The organism is Caballeronia sp. INDeC2 (assembly GCF_023631325.1).
In the GTDB taxonomy this organism is placed as follows: domain Bacteria; phylum Pseudomonadota; class Gammaproteobacteria; order Burkholderiales; family Burkholderiaceae; genus Caballeronia.
This window is the reverse complement of sequence record NZ_JALQDG010000012.1, coordinates 73,189-90,236: the sequence shown is the minus strand read 5'-3', so window position 1 is coordinate 90,236 and position 17,048 is coordinate 73,189. Positions and strand designations below refer to the sequence as shown.

Genomic DNA, 17,048 nt, shown 5'->3' with positions numbered 1-17,048 from the left:
AATACAAGCGAGCGAGATCATGGCGATGAACTTTGATACGCGGTACACGGACGTATCGACAGCCGACGAGTTGCGGCTATCTGATTATCTGGCCGCGGTGATGCGCAACTGGAAGCTCGTGACGTTCGTCACGCTCGTCGTGGTCGCGCTCGGAACCGCTTACGCCTATCTCGCGCCGCCGACCTACAAGGCGGACGCGATGATTCAGGTCGACGAGGCCGTCAGCAACAAGGCGAACGCCAGCGCCGCCGCGGTACAGGCCGTCGCGCCGCAACTGACCGATACGAAGTCCGTCACCGCCGCGCAGATCGAGTTGTTGCGTTCGCGCCTCGTCATCGACGATACGGTGAGGCGCCTGCATCTCGACATCGGCGCGTCGCCGCGCACGTTTCCGGTCGTCGGCAAACTCGTCGGCAACGTCTTCTCGATGCTGAACAAGCCGGTGCCGCCGGGATATCTGTCGCGCTTCGCATGGGGCGGCGAAGAGATCGACGTGCCGCTCTTCGACACGCCGAAAGCGCTCTACGACAAGAAGTTCACGCTCGTCGCGGGCGAACGCGGTGCTTACGTGCTGCGCGACCCGGACGGTCTCGGGGTTCTCACCGGCCACGTCGGTCGGGAAGCGTCGGGCATGACGCCGCAAGGCCCCGTCGCGCTCAAGGTCGACAAGCTCGTGAGCAAGCCCGGCGTGCAGTTCGACTTGCAGCGATTCTCGACGCTCACGACCATCGACCGTTTGCAGAAGCGTCTCACCGTGGCGGAGACGGCATTGCAATCGGGCATTATCGGCGTATCTCTTGAAGGTAGTAATCCGAAGGAAATCGCGGCGATCGTCAATAACATCGCGAATCGCTATGCAGAGCAGGATGCGCAGAAGCGGTCGGCCGAAACCGAGCACACGCTCGCGTTTCTCGAGCAACAACTGCCGGTCGTGAAGAAGCAGCTCGACGAAGCCGAGCAGCGCTATAGCGCGTTTCGCAACAAGCAGGGTTCGGTGGATCTCTCCGAGGAAAGCCGGCTGCTTCTGCAACAGATCGTCGATAACAAGACGAAGCTCTCGGACCTGCAACAACAGCGCGCGGAGCTTTCGCTGCGCTTCACGGCGAATCACCCTTCGGTTCAGGCGCTCGATGCGCAGATCGCCGCGCTCACCGCTTCGCAGACGCGTCTCGGCAAGAACGTGTCGACACTGCCCGATACCGAGCAGACCGCGCTGCGCTACACGCGCGACGTGCGTGCGAGCAGCGAGCTCTACACGAACCTGTTGAACAGCGCCCAGCAACTGCGCATCGCGAAGGCGGGGCAGGTGGGCAACGTGCGTATCGTCGATCTCGCGCAGGCCGCGGACGATCCCGTGCGTCCGAAGCGCGCGCTCGTCATTCTGAGCTCGGCGGGCATCGGGCTCGTGCTCGGCATCATCGTCGCGTTCATTCGCAAGGCGCTGTATGGCGGCGTCGAGCGTCCGGAAGACATCGAACGGCAACTGGGCACGCGCGTCTTCGCGATCGTGCCGCGCAGCACGCAGCAGCTCCGTTTGCAGCGGCAAGTCGGCATGCGCCGTGAAGGGCTGCACGTGCTCGCCGCGCAAGCGCCGGAAGACGCGGCGGTGGAAGGAATCCGCAGCCTGCGCACGTCGCTTCAGTTGCAGCTTTCCGATGCGCGCAACAACGTCGTGATGCTGACCGGTTCGCGTCCGGAGGCGGGCAAGTCGTTTCTGTCGGCGAATCTCGCGACGCTCGTCGCGTCGACGAGAAAGCGCGTGTTGCTGATCGATGCCGACATGCGCCGCGGCGACATCCACTCGCACTTCGGCGTGCGTCATTCGCCCGGCCTCTCCGACGTGCTGATGGGCGCCGACGTGATGAGCACGATCCTTCACGACGTGCTGCCCGGCGTCGATCTCATTCCAAAGGGCTCGCTGCCGTCGCATCCGGCGGAGCTGCTTGCAAGCGACCGCCTCGGGGAAATCCTCGCCGAGTTGAAGCAGCATTACGATCTCGTGGTCATCGATACGCCGCCGGTGCTCGCCGTGACTGACGCGACGGTGATCGGCAGGCATGCGGGCACGAGTCTGCTCGTCGTGCGGCACGGCAAGAACCAGGTGCAGGAGATCGGCGAAACGATGAAGCGCCTGTATCACGGCGGCGTGCACATGAAGGGCGTGCTGCTCACCGACGTTCCGCAATCGAAGATATTGATGGGCAGCACCTACGCCGGTTATTACGGCTACGAAAGCATTGCGGAGTAACAAGCTCTTAGTACGGCGACTTGTAGATGTCGCGCGCACGCGGCGCATTCCCCGCCGGAGGATTCAGGCCCGCCGGTGACGGATAGAGCGCCGCGGCCGCGCTTTTCGGCATCATCATCGCCTTGGCGTCTGCCTTGCGTGCGCTCGGGCGCAGCCGCGCGCCGCCTGCGGGATTTCCCACGTAACCGTTCTGCTGCGTGAGCAGCTTGTCCGTCGGCGATGCATCGTCGGCATGGGCGGTCAAGGGCGCGAGAGCGGTCATGGCCAGCGATAGAAGCGCCGTGCCTAGCGCAAGTTTCATGATGTCTCCTCCGGGCTTGTCGGATGCGCTGACGTCGAGCCGCGCACGCATGAACACAGAATATTGCGCGCTGCCGGCCACTAACGCCAAAAACCATGCACGAGCGGCCATTCACGCGATGCACCCGCGTTTTCCGCGTGCCGAAAGCGGGCGTCGTTATAATCGCCGTCCGACCTGGTTTTTAGGCTGTCCGTCCGTGAAAAAGCTCATCGCTCTCGCACTCGCTTCGGTTGTCCTCACCGCCTGCTCGTCCGTCGATAAGGAGCAGCAGAGGGAACGCACATTCCTGCTTTCGCAAGATTCGCTCGATACGGCGCAACGCAACGCGACCATCGCGTGCCGCGACGCCGCGCAATGCGATGCGGCCTGGAAGCTGACGAAGACCTACGTCGAGCAGAATTCGAAGGAACGCCTGACACGCGCCGACGATGCCGCCATCGAAACGGATATTCCTTCGGGTTCGGGCAAGCCGGTGTTTTCGGCAACGCACATCGCGAACGGCGGCGGCGCGACCATCTCGCTCTTTGCGCAATGCAAGGGCATGTATGGCGACGAGCGCGCGCGCGGTTCCGATTTCGACGACTGCGCGACCAAGATCATTTCCGTGCAGAACGGCTTCGCGCCGTATCTGAGGACGCATCTGCCCGCGCAGTGAATGTAAGCGCGTTATCGCGCCGGCAGCGAGCCGGGCGCGCGCGACGGATTCGCGGGCAGGATTTCCGTTAGCGGTTCGTCGGACGGGCGCATGTCGGGCGGCGTGCCGAACCAAGGCGGTCGCGGCGGCGGCCGATGCCCGGACGCTTCGGCGGCGCGCATTTGCATCGTGTGCGCGATGCGCGCATACGACGCGACGACGAGGCCCAGCGCAACGCCGAACACGACACCCCAGAAGCGCTCGCCGAGCGGATTGCCGCCGATCGACGTCGCGGGCAGCACGGCGAGCACGAAGAGCGCGCGTCCGAGCACGGACAGATGGGGCGCATCGGGCGCGCGATGCCGCCACGCGCGATAGGCCATCGAGCCGCGCCACAGCGCCCACAGAACGGCGAGCGGCAGCGCGAGGCCGAAAAGCACACCTCCCGCGAAGAACTGATACACCCAGAAGTCGTGCCCGGCGGCCCACATTCTGATCGCGTAGAAATCCTTCTCGCTGATGAGGCCGGCGAGATCGGGCAAGTACGACGGCGAATATCTATAGTCGTGTCCGTAGCCCATGCCGACCATCGTCGAGAGCGTGGAGGATGTCGTCTGATCGACCTGATCCTTCATTTCAGCGAGACGCGCGATGGTGACCGGGTCGCGCGCGGACGGCGCATCTTTCGCGAACGACATGTATTGCATCCACGGTTGCGCGATGCCCGGGAAGAACGTGGCGGTTGCGGTCGCCATCGCGCCGAGGAGCGCCAGAATCACGACCGCGCGCAGGCCCGTGGTGAAGAAATGCCGGATCGAAGGCGCGGCGAGCCACGTCGCGTACGCGATGAGCAGCACCGTGCCGACGAGCAGGCTGGGCGTGCCCCACAGAATCTCGACGACGAGCGTCGCGAGAAAGAGCAGCGCGGCGAGCTTCGTGCTGCGCTGCGCGAAGACGAATTCGTGCAGCAGCAGCCCTTGCAGACAGAGGAACGTGACCGGGACGACGTGAATGCCCACGGCGCCATCGGACATCGCCATGTCGAAGCCGACGCTGAACACGAGCGATGCGATCATCGAGCCGATCAACGCGCGCTCGATCTGTTCGAGACGTTGCGCATCCCACGGGCGGCAACCGACGAAAAAGCCGAACAGCATCAGCAGGAACGGCAGGATCACGCGCGCGTAGTTGCCCGCTTCGTTTCCTTGCAGCAATTGCGTGGCGACGCTGCCGAAGATCGTCAGCAGAACGAGCGAGGTGACGAACGTGCGCATGCGCGAACGGCGTGCGAAGCGCGGCGCGATCAGGAGAAGCGCGCAGGCGGCGCCCATCGACGTCACGGTGAGCAGCATGTCGACCGTCCTGCTCGCCGACGCCACGCCCTTGAAGTCGAAAGCGAGCGGAAGCAGGCAAAGCCAGATCCAGAAGACGGCGAACTTGTTGCGCATGACGACCCCGGGAACCCCATTTTTTCGCCGAATATATCAGCGGCCATGAGCGCGCGCGGTTGCGGCGGCGTCAGGCGACTAGTCTTCGGCGCGAAACGACGGACGCGCATGTGCGCCGCACCACGCATCGCCTGAAGCGTTTCATCGGCGAGCGCCATGTCCGCAAAACACGGCATTCTGGCGGATCGCCGCCGGTTTTTCGGCCGAAGATTGAATCACCGGAAGCGGCATGTTCCGGCGTGAGACCACTCAATACGTGCGATGTGCGTGCACGCGCCGATACGAGGTAACCCCGGCTTCGGGGTAAGCAGGCCCACGAGGACGCGGTTCCGGCCGCGCGAGCCACGCGACATCGAGCAACCCTCGCAGAAGGGAAACGGCATGGGCCTGTTCGGCGCAGCACGCATGCGAAAACCCGATCGATCGATTCGATTCGATTTCATCCGGGACTCGCGATCATCGCCGCGATGACATCCGCACGATTCAACGCTGGCGCGCGCGCCGATTTTCGCGTATCAAATAGGTTCTCGCCGCAAGGCGGGCCGCGTCGCGCTGCGTGCATCGAAACGCATCTTCTCGACGCGCGGGGCTTTCTCCAGTCGCCCACGTCTTTGCGTCACACTCGCGAATCACACTTCGACTATCGGCCAGGCGCACGCTCGATCGGGCCTTTGCGCGCCTTCGATTCACACCATCGCTCAGGAGACTTTCATGTCCGACAGGCTCAGCATCTCCACGCCCGACGGCAATTTCGACGCCTACGTCGCCTATCCCGCGCAGACGCCCGCGCCCGCCGTGGTGGTGATCCAGGAGATCTTCGGCATCAACGCCGATATGCGCGAAACATGCGACGAGTACGCGCGCCAGGGCTACGTCGCGCTGTGCCCGGACCTGTTCTGGCGGATCGAGCCGAACGTCGAGCTCACCGACAAGACCGAAGCCGAATGGCAACAGGCGCTGAAGTACTACAACGCATTCGACGTGAACACGGGCGTCGAGGACATCGCGGCGACCATCGGCTTTGCGCGCGGGCTTTCGCAGGTGAAAGGCAAGATCGGCTCGGTCGGATTCTGTCTCGGCGGATTGCTATCCTTTCTGACGGCCGCGCGCAGCGACGTCGATGCAGCGGTGTCCTATTACGGCGGCGGCACCGACCAATACGTCGGCGAGGCGCCGAAGATCAAGGTGCCGCTCATGCTGCATCTCGCGGAAGAAGACGAGTTCATTCCCGCCGACGCGCGCAATCGCGTGCTCGCGGCGGTCCAAGGGCGCGCAAACGTCGAGGCGTTCACGTATCCCGGCTGCCATCACGCGTTCGCGCGCAACCAGGGCGCGAATTACGATGCCGCCGCCGCGCACCTCGCGAATGGCCGCACCGCGGAGTTTTTCAAAAAGCATCTGACGTAATCGACGCCGCAAACGAAAACGCCGCCCCGGGGCGGGGCGGCGTTCATCGTCAGAAAAGACAGTTCATTTCTTCACCGTGTGCGGCCGTCGAAACACGAGCCATCGCGGCGACTTGAATCGCACGATGCTCATGTAGAGCCACACGTACGTCGCCGCGAACACGACGACGAAGCAAAAGAGATGCACCGTGTGCCGCCAGAAAAGCGTCGCGGGAATCACGGCGATCAGGCACAGCAGCCACAGATACGGCGACGTGAGCGAATTGCGCCGCGTGAGCTCGTGCGCGTTCTTCACGCCGACGGCCCAGCGCATCAGCCGCTTGTAGACGAGCATGTGCAGATGCACGCCGTCCGGAATGCCGGGCGAGATGCCGCGAATGAATTTCTTGCGATAGATCGAGAAACACGTCTCGAAGATCGGATACATGAAGAGCAGCACCGGATACCACGCGGAGACATCGCGGTTGCGCATCACGAGCATGATGGACAGTTCGCCCAGCATGAAGCCGACGAAGTACGCGCCGCCGTCGCCGAGAAAGATCAGGCCGGCGGGGAAATTCCAGATGAAGAAGCCCATCACCGCGCCCATCATGATGAGCGAGCCGGACAGCACGACGGGATCGTGCACCTGGAACGCCACGTAGGCGAGCGATGCGAACATCATGAAGCTGACCATCGACGCGAGGCCGTTGAAGCCGTCGATGATATTCACCGCGTTCGCGAGGGCCGCGACGGCGAGCACCGTCACGGTGCAGGAAATGACCGCGTAGGACAGCAGGAAATCGAGCGGCGGCACGCTGATGCGCGTGACCGCGATATTCAGGAACGCATAGGCGAGGCCCGCGGCGGCCATCGTGCAGACGAGGCGGGCGAGCGGCGAGACGCGCTTGGTCAGGTCTTCGATCAGCCCGGAGAGGAACGCCGGCAGCCCGCACGCGACGATCCCGAGAATGCCGCCCGACACGGCCGGATAGCCCCATCGCAGTTGCACGGCCGATGCGGTCAGCCCGCAAATGATGCCCACGCCGCCGATGCGCGGCACGGGGCGCACGTGAAACTTCTGCACGCCGGCGAGATCGGTGTCGCCGAGCACGCCTTCCTGCAGGTGTGCGAAACGCACGATCAACAAGGTCACGAACAGCGAGACCAGAAAAGCAAGCGCGAAACTAAGCATGAAATAGAACCGGTTGGGAGAAGCAGCCCCGCATCGCTCGGAATGACGCGGCGGGGCGCAGCGAGACTTTACGCAAACCCTTGCGGGTTTTGCGACTGCCAGCGCCAATGATCGGCGCACATGCGTTCGATGCCATGCTCCGCGCGCCAGCCGATCAGCGTCGCGGCGGCGGACGGATCGGCGTAGCAGGCGGCGATATCGCCCGGGCGGCGCGGCACGAGTTCGTACGGCACGGACTTGCCCGACGCCGCCTCGAACGCCTTCACGACATCGAGGACGCTGTAGCCCTGGCCCGTGCCGAGATTCACGACGAAGCTGCGATCGAGCGTCTTCAGCGCGTCGATGGCCGCGATGTGTCCGCGCGCCAGATCCACGACATGAATGTAATCGCGCACGCCGGTGCCGTCGTGCGTATCGTAATCGCTGCCGAACACGCGCAGGCGCTCCAGCTTGCCGACGGCCACCTGCGCGACATACGGCATCAGGTTGTTCGGAACGCCCGCCGGATCTTCGCCGATCAGACCGCTTTCATGCGCGCCGACCGGATTGAAATAGCGCAGCGTCGCGATGCGCCACGACGGATCGGAGATTTCGAGATCGCGCAGGATCTGTTCGGCGATGAGCTTCGACTGGCCGTACGGATTCGTCGCCGAAAGCGGAAATGATTCGTCGATCGGCACGCTCTTCGGCATGCCATAGACCGTCGCGGACGAACTGAACACGAAGTTGCGCACGTTGCGCTCTTTCATCACCTTCAGCACGGCGAGCAGGCTGCCGATGTTGTTGCTGTAGTACTCGACCGGCTTCGCGACCGATTCGCCCACGGCTTTGAGCGCCGCGAAGTGAATCGCGCCGGTAATGTCATGCGCGTCGAAAATGCGATTGAGCGCGGCTTCGTCGCGCGCGTCGGCTTCGTAGAACGCGACGCTCTTTCCCGTGATGCGCTCGACGCGCTTTACCGACTCCGCGCGGCTATTGACGAGATTGTCGATGACCACGACGCCAAAGCCCGCGTCGAGCAGTTCCACACACGTGTGCGAACCGATGAACCCCGCGCCGCCCGTGACGAGAATCGTGCTCTTGGCACCCGTGCTCGGCGACTGATTGCCATTCATCATGCGTTCTCCAGGAAACTCGAATCAGAGTGAAATGCCGGTGATGGCATGTATTGTGCCCTTGTAGCGTTCGACGACATTCTTTTCGTCGAATTCCCGCGCCACTTTCTCGCGGCCGCGCAGCGCCATCGCTTCGCGCTCGTCAGCGGAGAGCGTCAGCATATGTTCAAGCGCTTCGGTCAGGCTGTCGGCGTTCTTCACCTCGCAGAGAAGACCGTTCACACCGTGCTCGACGACCTCGCGGCAGCCGGGGACATCGGTGGCGACGATCGGGCGGCCCATCGCCGAAGCTTCCATCAGCGTGCGCGGCACGCCTTCGCGATATGAAGGCAGCACGACGCAATCCGCCGCCGCCACGAGCGGGCGCACGTCGTTCGCTTCGCCCAGATATTCGACGATATTCTCCGCTTCCCACTTCTGCACATCCGTGCGGCTGATCGCGCTCGGATTGTCGACGCCTACCGGCCCGAGCAACTGGAAACGCGCGTGCGGAAACTTCGTGCGGATCCTGCGCGCGGCCTCGACGTATTCCGCCACGCCCTTGTCCCACAGAAGCCGCCCGATCAGGATGAAAACGAAGTCGTCGCGCGCGGGCAGCGGCTGCAACGCGAATTCATCGAGATCGACGCCTTCGCCGTGCAGACGCCGCGCGCGATCCGGATGCGCGAGCAGATTCTCGTGCAGGAACGCTTCGTGATCGTCGCGATTCAGAAACCATACTTCGCGCGCAAAGCGGAACGCGAAACGGTACAGCAGCTTCGCGACCTGCGCCGTGCGGCTCTTCTGGATGAAGACGTAGCCGAGGCCGGTCGTCACCGCGATCGACGGCACGCGCGCGAGCATCGCGGCGAGCGTGCCGTAAATATTCGGCTTGATCGTGTAGTGAAACACGATATGCGGACGCGTCGCGCGATATTCGCGATACAGCGCGGCAAGCGTCTTCAGGTCCTGGCGCGGATCCGTTCCCTTCGATGCGACCGGCAACTCGACGCAGCGGCAGCCCATTTCCGTGAGCGGCTCGAAGGTGCGATCGCGCGGCGCGATGATCGTCACTTCCGCGCCGCGCGCGGTCAGCATGCGCAGCACGCCTTGCCGATAGGTGTAGATCGCCCACGCCGTGTTGCAGACGAGGGCGATGCGAAGACTCGACTTTTCTTTCGTCATCCGGAGGAGCGCTCAACGTAGCGCGAACTGAATTGAAATTTTCACGCGGAAGACGTGGACTTCAGCAATCGCGCCTTCAGGCCGCGCAACGCGCGATACGGCAAGACGAGATGCGCGACGCTTTTCGCGACGCCCGCCCAGTCGAGCGGATTCGTCACGCGCAGATGGCGCAGTTGCAGGCGCAGTGTCGACATCACTTGCGCGCGCCGCTTCGTCGCGCTGATGCCGCCTTCGTTCAGCTCGTAGAAGAGACCGAACTCGGGCAGGTTCGCGCCGTCGTGCCGCTGCAAGAGCCGCAGGATCAGATCGAGATCTTCCGCCGCGCGATAGTGCGCGCGATAGTTGCCCGCTTCGATCACGGCATCGATACGCAGCATCAGCGACGGATGCGTGAAGCACGTGCGCGCGAGCATCATGCGGCGGATCGCGGCGGGCTCGGCCGGCGGCGTCAGGTCGAAGAGCGGCGCGCCTTCTCTCGATACGACGTGCGTCCACATGCCCAGCACCGCGACGCGCGGATGGTCCTCCATGTACGCACGCTGCTTCGAAAGACGCCCGGGCGTCGCCAGATCGCCCGCGTCGATGCGCGCCGCATAGCGCACGCCGCGCGCTCCGAGCGCCGCGACGCCCGCTTCGAGCGCGCGCTCGATGCCGCCGTTTTGCGGCATGCGCAGAATGTCGATGCGCATGCCGTCGATGACGGGCGCGACGATCGGCGGCGTGCTGCCATCGTCGACGATCAGCACGTTCACCGTCGACGTTTCCCTGAACGACGCGAGCGTGCGTTCGACATCGGCCTGGCCATTGAACGCGGGCATCAACACGGCGACATCGGATAGATCGTTCATGCGCGCAGCCGGAAACGGATGTAATAAAAATTCACCGACGCCGCCGCGACATAACCCGCCGCGAGCCCGATCAGCGCGCCGTAGCCTTCGATGCGCGGAATCGTGAACCAGTTCACGATGAACGCGACCGCCAGCGCGAACAGCCATTTCGACAGCAGCACGTACTTCGCCTGATATTTCAGCACGACGAGATTGCCGATCGCCTCGATGCCCGCGGGCACGGAAAGCCACACGGCCCAGCGGAAAATATCGGCGGCGCCCGCATAGTTCGGCCCGAACACGCGCGCGATGATGAAGCCCGCGAGCGCATCGAGCGCGGCGGCGCCCGCGATCATGAGCGCGGCGGTCATTGCGAAGAGACGCACGAGATTGCGTCTGAGGCGCGCGGTGTCCTGCACGCGATACACGAACGCCGGCGCTATGGTCTGCGAGAGCATCAGCGCGAGCGCGATCCAGTTCTCGTTCAACTGCTGCGCGGCGGAGTAAAGCCCGAGCTCCGCGAACGACACGCGATGCGCGAGCATCAGCCGGTCGAGCTTGAGAAACAGATACATGCAGATGAGCCCGAGCCAGAACACCGTGCCCGCGCTCGTGAAATGTCTGAACAGTGCGCGATCGAAGCGCCAGCCGAGCGTGCCGCCGTGACGGCGCATGTAATACACGACGAGCGCGGCGCTGATGGCCGCGGCTTCGAGCGCCCAGAGCCAGCCGAAGCTCGGCGGCGCGGCCGCCGCGCGCACCAGCGCGAACACGAGCGCCGCCTTGACGATCGCCGCCGCCATGCTCGCGATGAGCTGCGGCTTGCTGTAGGTGAGACTTTGCAGCCACGAATTGACCACGCCGATGAACGGCTCGCGAAAGAGCATCGTGACGGCGAGGCCGGCGAGCATCAGACCGACCATCGGATCGGTGCCGCCCGCCGCGATCCAGAGCCACGTGACGATGAGCGCGATGATCGAAACGCCCATGCGCAGCACGAACGCACTGCCGAGCACCGCGCCGGTTTCGGCGGGCGTGCGGTTGACGATCGTCGGCACGAGAATCTCCGCGCCGCAAACCCAGGTGATCGGCGCGATCACGAGCAGCAGCGTGTTCGCGTATTGCCATTTGCCGAAATCGTCGGGGCCGAGATAGCGCGCGAGCAATCCCGAAATGACGATGGCGACCGCGATCTGTGTGAGCCGCTCGAGCCCGAGCCAGACGATGTTGGCGAGCGCGCGGGCGACGTCCGGATTGCCGGAGCGCGTCAGCGCCTTCATGCGGCCGATCCTGCCGCGCAATCGGGCACGCGGCGTGCTACCTGAGCCTGACCGCATTCAGGGCGTGCGCAACCGGTCAAGTTTTGTGTGTTTGCACGCAGACGCGCCTCTTTCGAAGGCATCGAGGCCAAAGAGCGTTTGAGCATTGGATTAGAATGAACGCGCAGGCGTTGACCGCCGCGCGCAACCACGAGAGCGCCGAAAGACAGCGATTATAAGTGCGATCCACGGGCCGCCCGCTGCACCGGTTTTGCATCCAGTTGCTTCCAATTGTTTCTTTCGTATTGATTTAGCAGACGCATAGGCAGAATTCTTACGTCATCTGGCAGTCGTTCGCGCGCCTCGCACGCTGCGCCGGCTCGCCAACCGTCACGACCTGCATGCCCTCATGGCTGCATCGCCGAGAAACCATCAATTAATAGAGAAGAGGTAGCCATCTCATGAGCCAAGTATCCCAATCCATCTTCAAGGCCTACGACATTCGCGGTATCGTCGGCAAGACGGTCGACAAGGATGTCGCGAAGAGCATCGGCCAGGCGTTCGGCAGCGAGATCAAAAGCCAAGGCGGCGACTCGGTCGTGGTCGCGCGCGACGGGCGCCTCTCCGGCCCCGAGCTCGTCGGCGCGCTCGCGGAGGGCTTGCGCGCGGCGGGCGTCGATGTCGTCGATATCGGCATGGTGCCGACACCCGTCGGCTATTTCGCGGCGAGCGTGCCGCTGCCGTTGCCCTCGGGCGAGCGTCGCGTGGATTCGTGCATCGTCGTGACGGGCAGTCACAATCCGCCCGACTACAACGGCTTCAAGATGGTGCTGCGCGGCGCGGCGATTTACGGTGAGCAGATCCAGGGCTTGTACAAGCGCATCGTCGATAGCGACTTCACCACGGGCGAAGGCACGTACACCGAGTTCGACGTGTCGCAGATCTATCTCGATCGCATCGTGTCGGACGTGAAGCCGGTGCGCGCGATGAAAATCGTCGTCGATACCGGCAACGGCGTCGCAGGCGGTCTCGCGCCGAAGTTGTTCAAGGCGCTCGGCTGCGAGCTCGTGGAGTTGTTCACGGACATCGACGGCAACTTCCCGAACCATCACCCGGACCCGGCGCATCCGGAAAATCTTCAGGACGTGATCAAGGCGCTCAAGGAAACGGATGCCGAAGTCGGCTTCGCATTCGATGGCGACGGCGACCGTCTCGGCGTCGTGACGAAGGACGGCCAGGTCATCTATCCGGATCGCCAGTTGATGCTGTTCGCGCAGGAAGTGCTGTCGCGCAACAAGGGCGGTCAGATCATCTATGACGTGAAGTGCACGCGCAATCTGGCGAAGTGGGTGCGCGAGCAGGGCGGCGAGCCGGTGATGTGGAAGACCGGCCACTCGCTCGTGAAGGCGAAGCTGCGCGAAACCGGCGCGCCGCTCGCGGGCGAGATGAGCGGCCACGTGTTTTTCAAGGACCGCTGGTATGGCTTCGACGATGGTCTTTACACCGGCGCGCGGATGCTCGAAATTCTTTCGCGCGTGGCGGATCCGAGCAAGCTGCTCAACGATCTGCCGAATTCGCTTTCGACGCCGGAGTTGCAACTGAAGCTGGAAGAGGGCGAGAACTTCGAGCTGATCGCGCGTCTGCAGAAATCGGCGAAGTTCGAAGGCGCGGACGATGTGCTGACCATCGACGGTTTGCGTGTGGAATATCCGGATGGATTCGGGCTCGCGCGTTCGTCGAATACGACGCCGGTCGTCGTGATGCGTTTCGAAGCGGACAACGATGCGGCGCTCAAGCGGATTCAGGAAGATTTTCGTCGGGTGATCATGGCTGAGAAGCCGGATGCCAAGTTGCCGTTTTGAATGGCTTCGCCGGTTTGGATGGCACTGCGCGTGGCTGCGGCCTGCACTTCGTAGTGCCTGACATGTTCGGGCTTTTCCGCCGGGATCCGGCGGAAAAGCCCAGTCCCCCCGCACGCCGCCCCCAGCGGGCAAGCATTTCTTAGCCAAACTCCCCCGACACGCTCTAAAATCTCCCCTTTCCTGCTCACTGCGCCGCGCCGTCCGCGCCTTTCCCTCCATAGCGTGCAAAAGATCCTGATCGTCCGCGTGTCGTCGCTCGGCGACGTCGTTCACAACATGCCGGTCATTGCCGACATCCGCCGCCGTTATCCCGATGCGCAGATCGACTGGCTCGTCGAGGAAAGTTTCGCGGGTCTCGTCGAACTGGTGCACGGCGTGCGCCGCGCGATTCCGTTCTCGCTCAGGCGCTGGCGCAAGGCATTCTCGTCGCCCGCGAACTGGCGCGAGATCGGCAAGTTCAAGCGCGAACTCGTCGCCGAAAAATACGATCTCGTAATCGACTGCCAAGGTCTCATCAAGACCGCGTGGGTCGCGAGCTGGGCGCGCGGGCCGCTCGTCGGCCTCGGCAATCGCACCGACGGCGCAGGCTACGAATGGCCGGTGCGCTTCTTTTATGATCGCCGCGTGCCCATCGAGCCGCGCACGCACGTCGTCGAGCGCACGCGACAACTCGTGGCGGCGGCGCTCGATCTGCCCAAGCCGCAAATGACCGACGACATCGACTTCGGCATCGACACGCGGCGCGCGACGCTCGCCGTCTCCGAACTCGGGCTGAACTTGCCGGTGCCTTATGTCGTGTTCGTCCACGCCACGTCGCGCGCCGACAAGCAATGGCCCGAAGCCGCGTGGATCGAGCTCGGGCAAGCGCTCGTGACGCGCGGGGCGTCGATCGTGCTGCCGTGGGGCAGCGACGCCGAACGCGCGACGAGCGAAAAGCTCGCGAAGGAGTTCGGCGCGGCCGCGATCGTGCCGCCGAAGCTGTCGCTGCCCGCGGTGGTCGGACTGATCGACGGCGCGGCCGCGACCGTCGGCGTCGATACGGGCTTGGTGCATATTGCCGCGGCGCTGAAGCGCCCGACCGTCGAGTTGTACAATTTCTCGACCGCATGGCGCACCGGCGGCTACTGGTCGCCGCAGGTGGTCAATCTCGGCGACGCGAGCCGGCATCCGACGCTTTCCGAAGTCAAGACCGCGCTCGCGGGCTTCGGCCTGCTGTAGCGTGCTGTGGCGTTTTCATCGTGCGCTGCGCCGTGCTCTTGCAACTCAAGGTCGTAGACACATGACGGAATCTCAAATCATCGAAGTCGCGTCTGGCGATTGGCAGGGAAAGAATCTTTCCGTGCCGCGCGAGACGCTCCTTGCCGGCGTTGAAAACGGCAAGGTGCTGTATTTCCCCAACCTGCGTTTTCCGATCGAAGGCGGCGAAACCGCGCTGCTCGATCCGAAGATCGCGGACCCCAAACGCAAGAACATCAGCCTCGCGCCCAACGGCGGCGCGTTGAACGGCGTGCTCGGCGACAGCGTGATGCAATCGGCGGTGCGCTCGCTCATCAAGCGTTATCAGGATCACGCGCGCTCGCTCGTCGACGGTCTCTTTCCCGAATACGACGGCAAGCTGCGCGTCGCGCCCACGAGCCTCCGGCTGCATCAGGTCGAAACGCGCGAAACATCCTGGCGCAAGGACGACAGCCGCCTGCACGTCGATGCTTTCCCGTCGCGCCCGAACTACGGCGAGCGCATTCTGCGCGTGTTCACGAACGTCAACCCGAAGGGCGCGCCGCGCGTGTGGCGTGTCGGCGAACCGTTCGAGGACATGGCGAAACGCTTCCTGCCCGGCATCAAGACGCAGATGCCCGGCTCGGCGTGGCTCATGAATCTGCTGCACATCACGAAGTCGCCGCGCAGCGAGTACGACCATTTGATGCTGAATCTGCATGACGCGATGAAGGCCGATCTCGATTATCAAAAAACTTCGCCGCAGGAGACGATGCCGTTTCCGCCCGGCTCGGTCTGGGTCTGTTTCTCCGATCACACGTCGCACGCGGTGATGTCCGGCCAGTTCATGATGGAGCAGACCTTCTTTTTGCCCGTCAAGGCGATGGTGCGCCCGGATTGCGCGCCGCTCGGCATTCTCGAGCGCCTGAAGGGCAGGGCGCTCGTTTGAGCGGCGCCGCTTCGCCGGGTGCATCGGCTGCCGTGCTGAGGGCCGTATACCGGGCGCTCTGGTGGATCGTCGCGCCGCTCGCGGTGCTGCGGCTCTATATCCGTTCGCGCAAGGAGCGTGGGTATCGCGAGCATATCGGCGAGCGCTTCGGACGCATTCCGCCACGCCGCGCCGACGATCTCGCGCCGCTCATCTGGGTGCACGCGGTATCGGTCGGCGAGACGCGCGCGGCGCAACCGCTCATCGACGCATTGATGAAAGCGCATCCCGAAGCGCGAGTGCTGCTCACGCACATGACGCCGAGCGGTCGCGCGACGGGCCTCGAATTGTTCGGCGACCGCGTGTCGCGCGCCTATCTTCCCTACGATTTGCCGGTGCTCGTGCGGCGCTTTCTGCGCGCGTGGCGTCCGTCGCTCGGCATCGTGATGGAGACGGAAGTCTGGCCGACTCTCATCGACGAATGCAAGCGCGGCGACGTGCCGCTCGTGCTGACGAATGCGCGCATGTCGGAGCGTTCGTATCGGCGCGCGGCGAAGTTCGGGCGGGCGGTGCGCGAAGTGTTCGGCGGCTTTTCGCGCGTGCTCGCGCAGACGCCGTCCGACGCCGAGCGGCTCACCTCGCTCGGCGCGCGCAATGTCGCCGTGCTCGGCAATCTGAAGTTCGACATGACCGCGCCGCCCGAACTCGTCGCGCGCGGTCAGGCGTGGCGCTCCGCCATCGGCGAGCGGCCGGTGTGGGTCGCGGCGAGCACGCGCGAGGGCGAGGAGACGCTGGTGCTGCGCGCTTTCGCGGCGCTCGATGTGCCCAACGCATTGCTGATTCTCGTGCCGCGTCATCCGCAGCGTTTCGATGAAGTGTCGGCGCTGATCGCGAGCCTGGGGCTGACGAGCGCGCGCCGTTCGGTGTGGGCGCCGAAGCCGGCCGCGGCGGGATCGGGCGCGGACGTGCCGGAACCGTTGCCGGCGAACGTGCAGGTCCTGCTGGGCGATTCGATGGGCGAACTCGGCGCGTATTACGCGGCGGCGGATCTGGCGTTCATCGGCGGGAGCTTGTTGCCGCTCGGCGGGCAGAATCTGATCGAAGCGTGCGCGGCGGGCGTGCCGGTGCTGATCGGGCCGCATACGTTCAACTTTACGCAGGCGACCAACGATGCGATCGCGGCAGGCGCGGCGCTGCGTGTGCAGGACCCGCAGGAACTCGCGCGCGGCCTGCGCGAGATCTTCGGCGACAAGGCGCGGCGGCTTTCGATGAGCGCGGCGGCATCGGCTTTCGCGGCGAGGCATCGCGGCGCGACGGAGCGCACGGTGAGCGTGCTGAGCGCATTGCTAGAAGAGGAAAGCGACGCGGCGAAGTGATGTTCGTCGAGCCGTAGCCGTGCCGTCTTCATCGGCGAATCATCTGATGAAAACGCTCATTTTGCGTACAAATCGAGGTTGAACGTCAAAA

14 protein-coding genes are annotated in these 17,048 nt (G+C 64.1%); 7 read left to right on the top strand and 7 right to left on the bottom strand.

What is annotated here, in order from left to right; all coding sequences use genetic code 11:
• The first annotated feature begins 19 nt into the window (after positions 1-19).
• Positions 20-2,248, top strand: a complete 2,229-nt coding sequence (locus tag NCS28_RS10400; RefSeq protein WP_250513747.1) for a polysaccharide biosynthesis tyrosine autokinase — start codon at positions 20-22, stop codon at positions 2,246-2,248.
• A 7-nt stretch (positions 2,249-2,255) separates the two neighbouring features.
• Here NCS28_RS10400 and NCS28_RS10395 read toward each other — a convergent pair whose 3' ends face one another.
• On the bottom strand, positions 2,256-2,549 hold the full coding sequence (locus NCS28_RS10395; protein WP_250513746.1) for a hypothetical protein: 294 nt from the start codon (positions 2,547-2,549) through the stop codon (positions 2,256-2,258).
• A gap of 196 nt (positions 2,550-2,745) precedes the next feature.
• Between NCS28_RS10395 and NCS28_RS10390 the strand changes: the two genes are divergently transcribed.
• Positions 2,746-3,204: a hypothetical protein gene (locus NCS28_RS10390; RefSeq protein WP_250513745.1), complete on the top strand. Its 459-nt coding sequence runs from the start codon at positions 2,746-2,748 to the stop codon at positions 3,202-3,204.
• A gap of 11 nt (positions 3,205-3,215) precedes the next feature.
• Here NCS28_RS10390 and NCS28_RS10385 read toward each other — a convergent pair whose 3' ends face one another.
• Positions 3,216-4,631 (bottom strand): hypothetical protein, encoded by a 1,416-nt coding sequence (locus NCS28_RS10385; RefSeq protein WP_250513744.1) that lies wholly within the window; start codon positions 4,629-4,631, stop codon positions 3,216-3,218.
• A 711-nt stretch (positions 4,632-5,342) separates the two neighbouring features.
• Between NCS28_RS10385 and NCS28_RS10380 the strand changes: the two genes are divergently transcribed.
• Complete coding sequence (locus NCS28_RS10380) at positions 5,343-6,038, top strand: dienelactone hydrolase family protein (RefSeq protein WP_250513743.1); 696 nt, start codon at positions 5,343-5,345, stop codon at positions 6,036-6,038.
• Between the two features lie 63 nt (positions 6,039-6,101).
• Here the strand turns inward: NCS28_RS10380 and NCS28_RS10375 are convergent, their stop codons facing one another.
• The 5 genes from NCS28_RS10375 to NCS28_RS10355 form a co-directional block, all read right to left on the bottom strand.
• Positions 6,102-7,211, bottom strand: a complete 1,110-nt coding sequence (locus tag NCS28_RS10375) for an MraY family glycosyltransferase (RefSeq protein ID WP_250513742.1) — start codon at positions 7,209-7,211, stop codon at positions 6,102-6,104.
• 68 nt (positions 7,212-7,279) lie between these two features.
• Entirely contained in the window at positions 7,280-8,326 is a 1,047-nt protein-coding gene (gene galE, locus NCS28_RS10370) for a UDP-glucose 4-epimerase GalE (protein WP_250513907.1), read from the bottom strand.
• A 24-nt stretch (positions 8,327-8,350) separates the two neighbouring features.
• The gene (locus NCS28_RS10365; protein WP_250513741.1) at positions 8,351-9,490 is read right to left on the bottom strand and encodes a glycosyltransferase family 4 protein; all 1,140 of its coding nucleotides are present in this window, start codon (positions 9,488-9,490) and stop codon (positions 8,351-8,353) included.
• Between the two features lie 41 nt (positions 9,491-9,531).
• Entirely contained in the window at positions 9,532-10,338 is an 807-nt protein-coding gene (locus tag NCS28_RS10360) for a glycosyltransferase (RefSeq protein WP_250513740.1), read from the bottom strand.
• Positions 10,335-11,597: an oligosaccharide flippase family protein gene (locus tag NCS28_RS10355; protein ID WP_250513739.1), complete on the bottom strand. Its 1,263-nt coding sequence runs from the start codon at positions 11,595-11,597 to the stop codon at positions 10,335-10,337. The genes NCS28_RS10360 and NCS28_RS10355 overlap by 4 nt, the downstream gene beginning before the upstream one ends.
• Before the next feature lie 440 nt (positions 11,598-12,037).
• On the opposite strand from NCS28_RS10355, the gene NCS28_RS10350 reads away from it, so the two are divergent.
• The 4 genes from NCS28_RS10350 to waaA all read left to right on the top strand — a co-directional run bounded on the left by NCS28_RS10350 (position 12,038) and on the right by waaA (position 16,957).
• Complete coding sequence (locus NCS28_RS10350) at positions 12,038-13,438, top strand: phosphomannomutase/phosphoglucomutase (RefSeq protein ID WP_250513738.1); 1,401 nt, start codon at positions 12,038-12,040, stop codon at positions 13,436-13,438.
• Positions 13,439-13,714: 276 nt separating this feature from the next.
• Complete coding sequence (gene waaC / locus NCS28_RS10345) at positions 13,715-14,656, top strand: lipopolysaccharide heptosyltransferase I (protein ID WP_284504821.1); 942 nt, start codon at positions 13,715-13,717, stop codon at positions 14,654-14,656.
• A gap of 61 nt (positions 14,657-14,717) precedes the next feature.
• Positions 14,718-15,602 carry a Kdo hydroxylase KdoO gene (kdoO, locus tag NCS28_RS10340; protein WP_250513736.1) on the top strand — a complete coding sequence of 295 codons (885 nt, stop codon included), beginning with the start codon at positions 14,718-14,720 and terminating at the stop codon, positions 15,600-15,602.
• 32 nt (positions 15,603-15,634) lie between these two features.
• Positions 15,635-16,957: a lipid IV(A) 3-deoxy-D-manno-octulosonic acid transferase gene (waaA, locus tag NCS28_RS10335; RefSeq protein ID WP_250513906.1), complete on the top strand. Its 1,323-nt coding sequence runs from the start codon at positions 15,635-15,637 to the stop codon at positions 16,955-16,957.
• Positions 16,958-17,048: the final 91 nt, after the last annotated feature.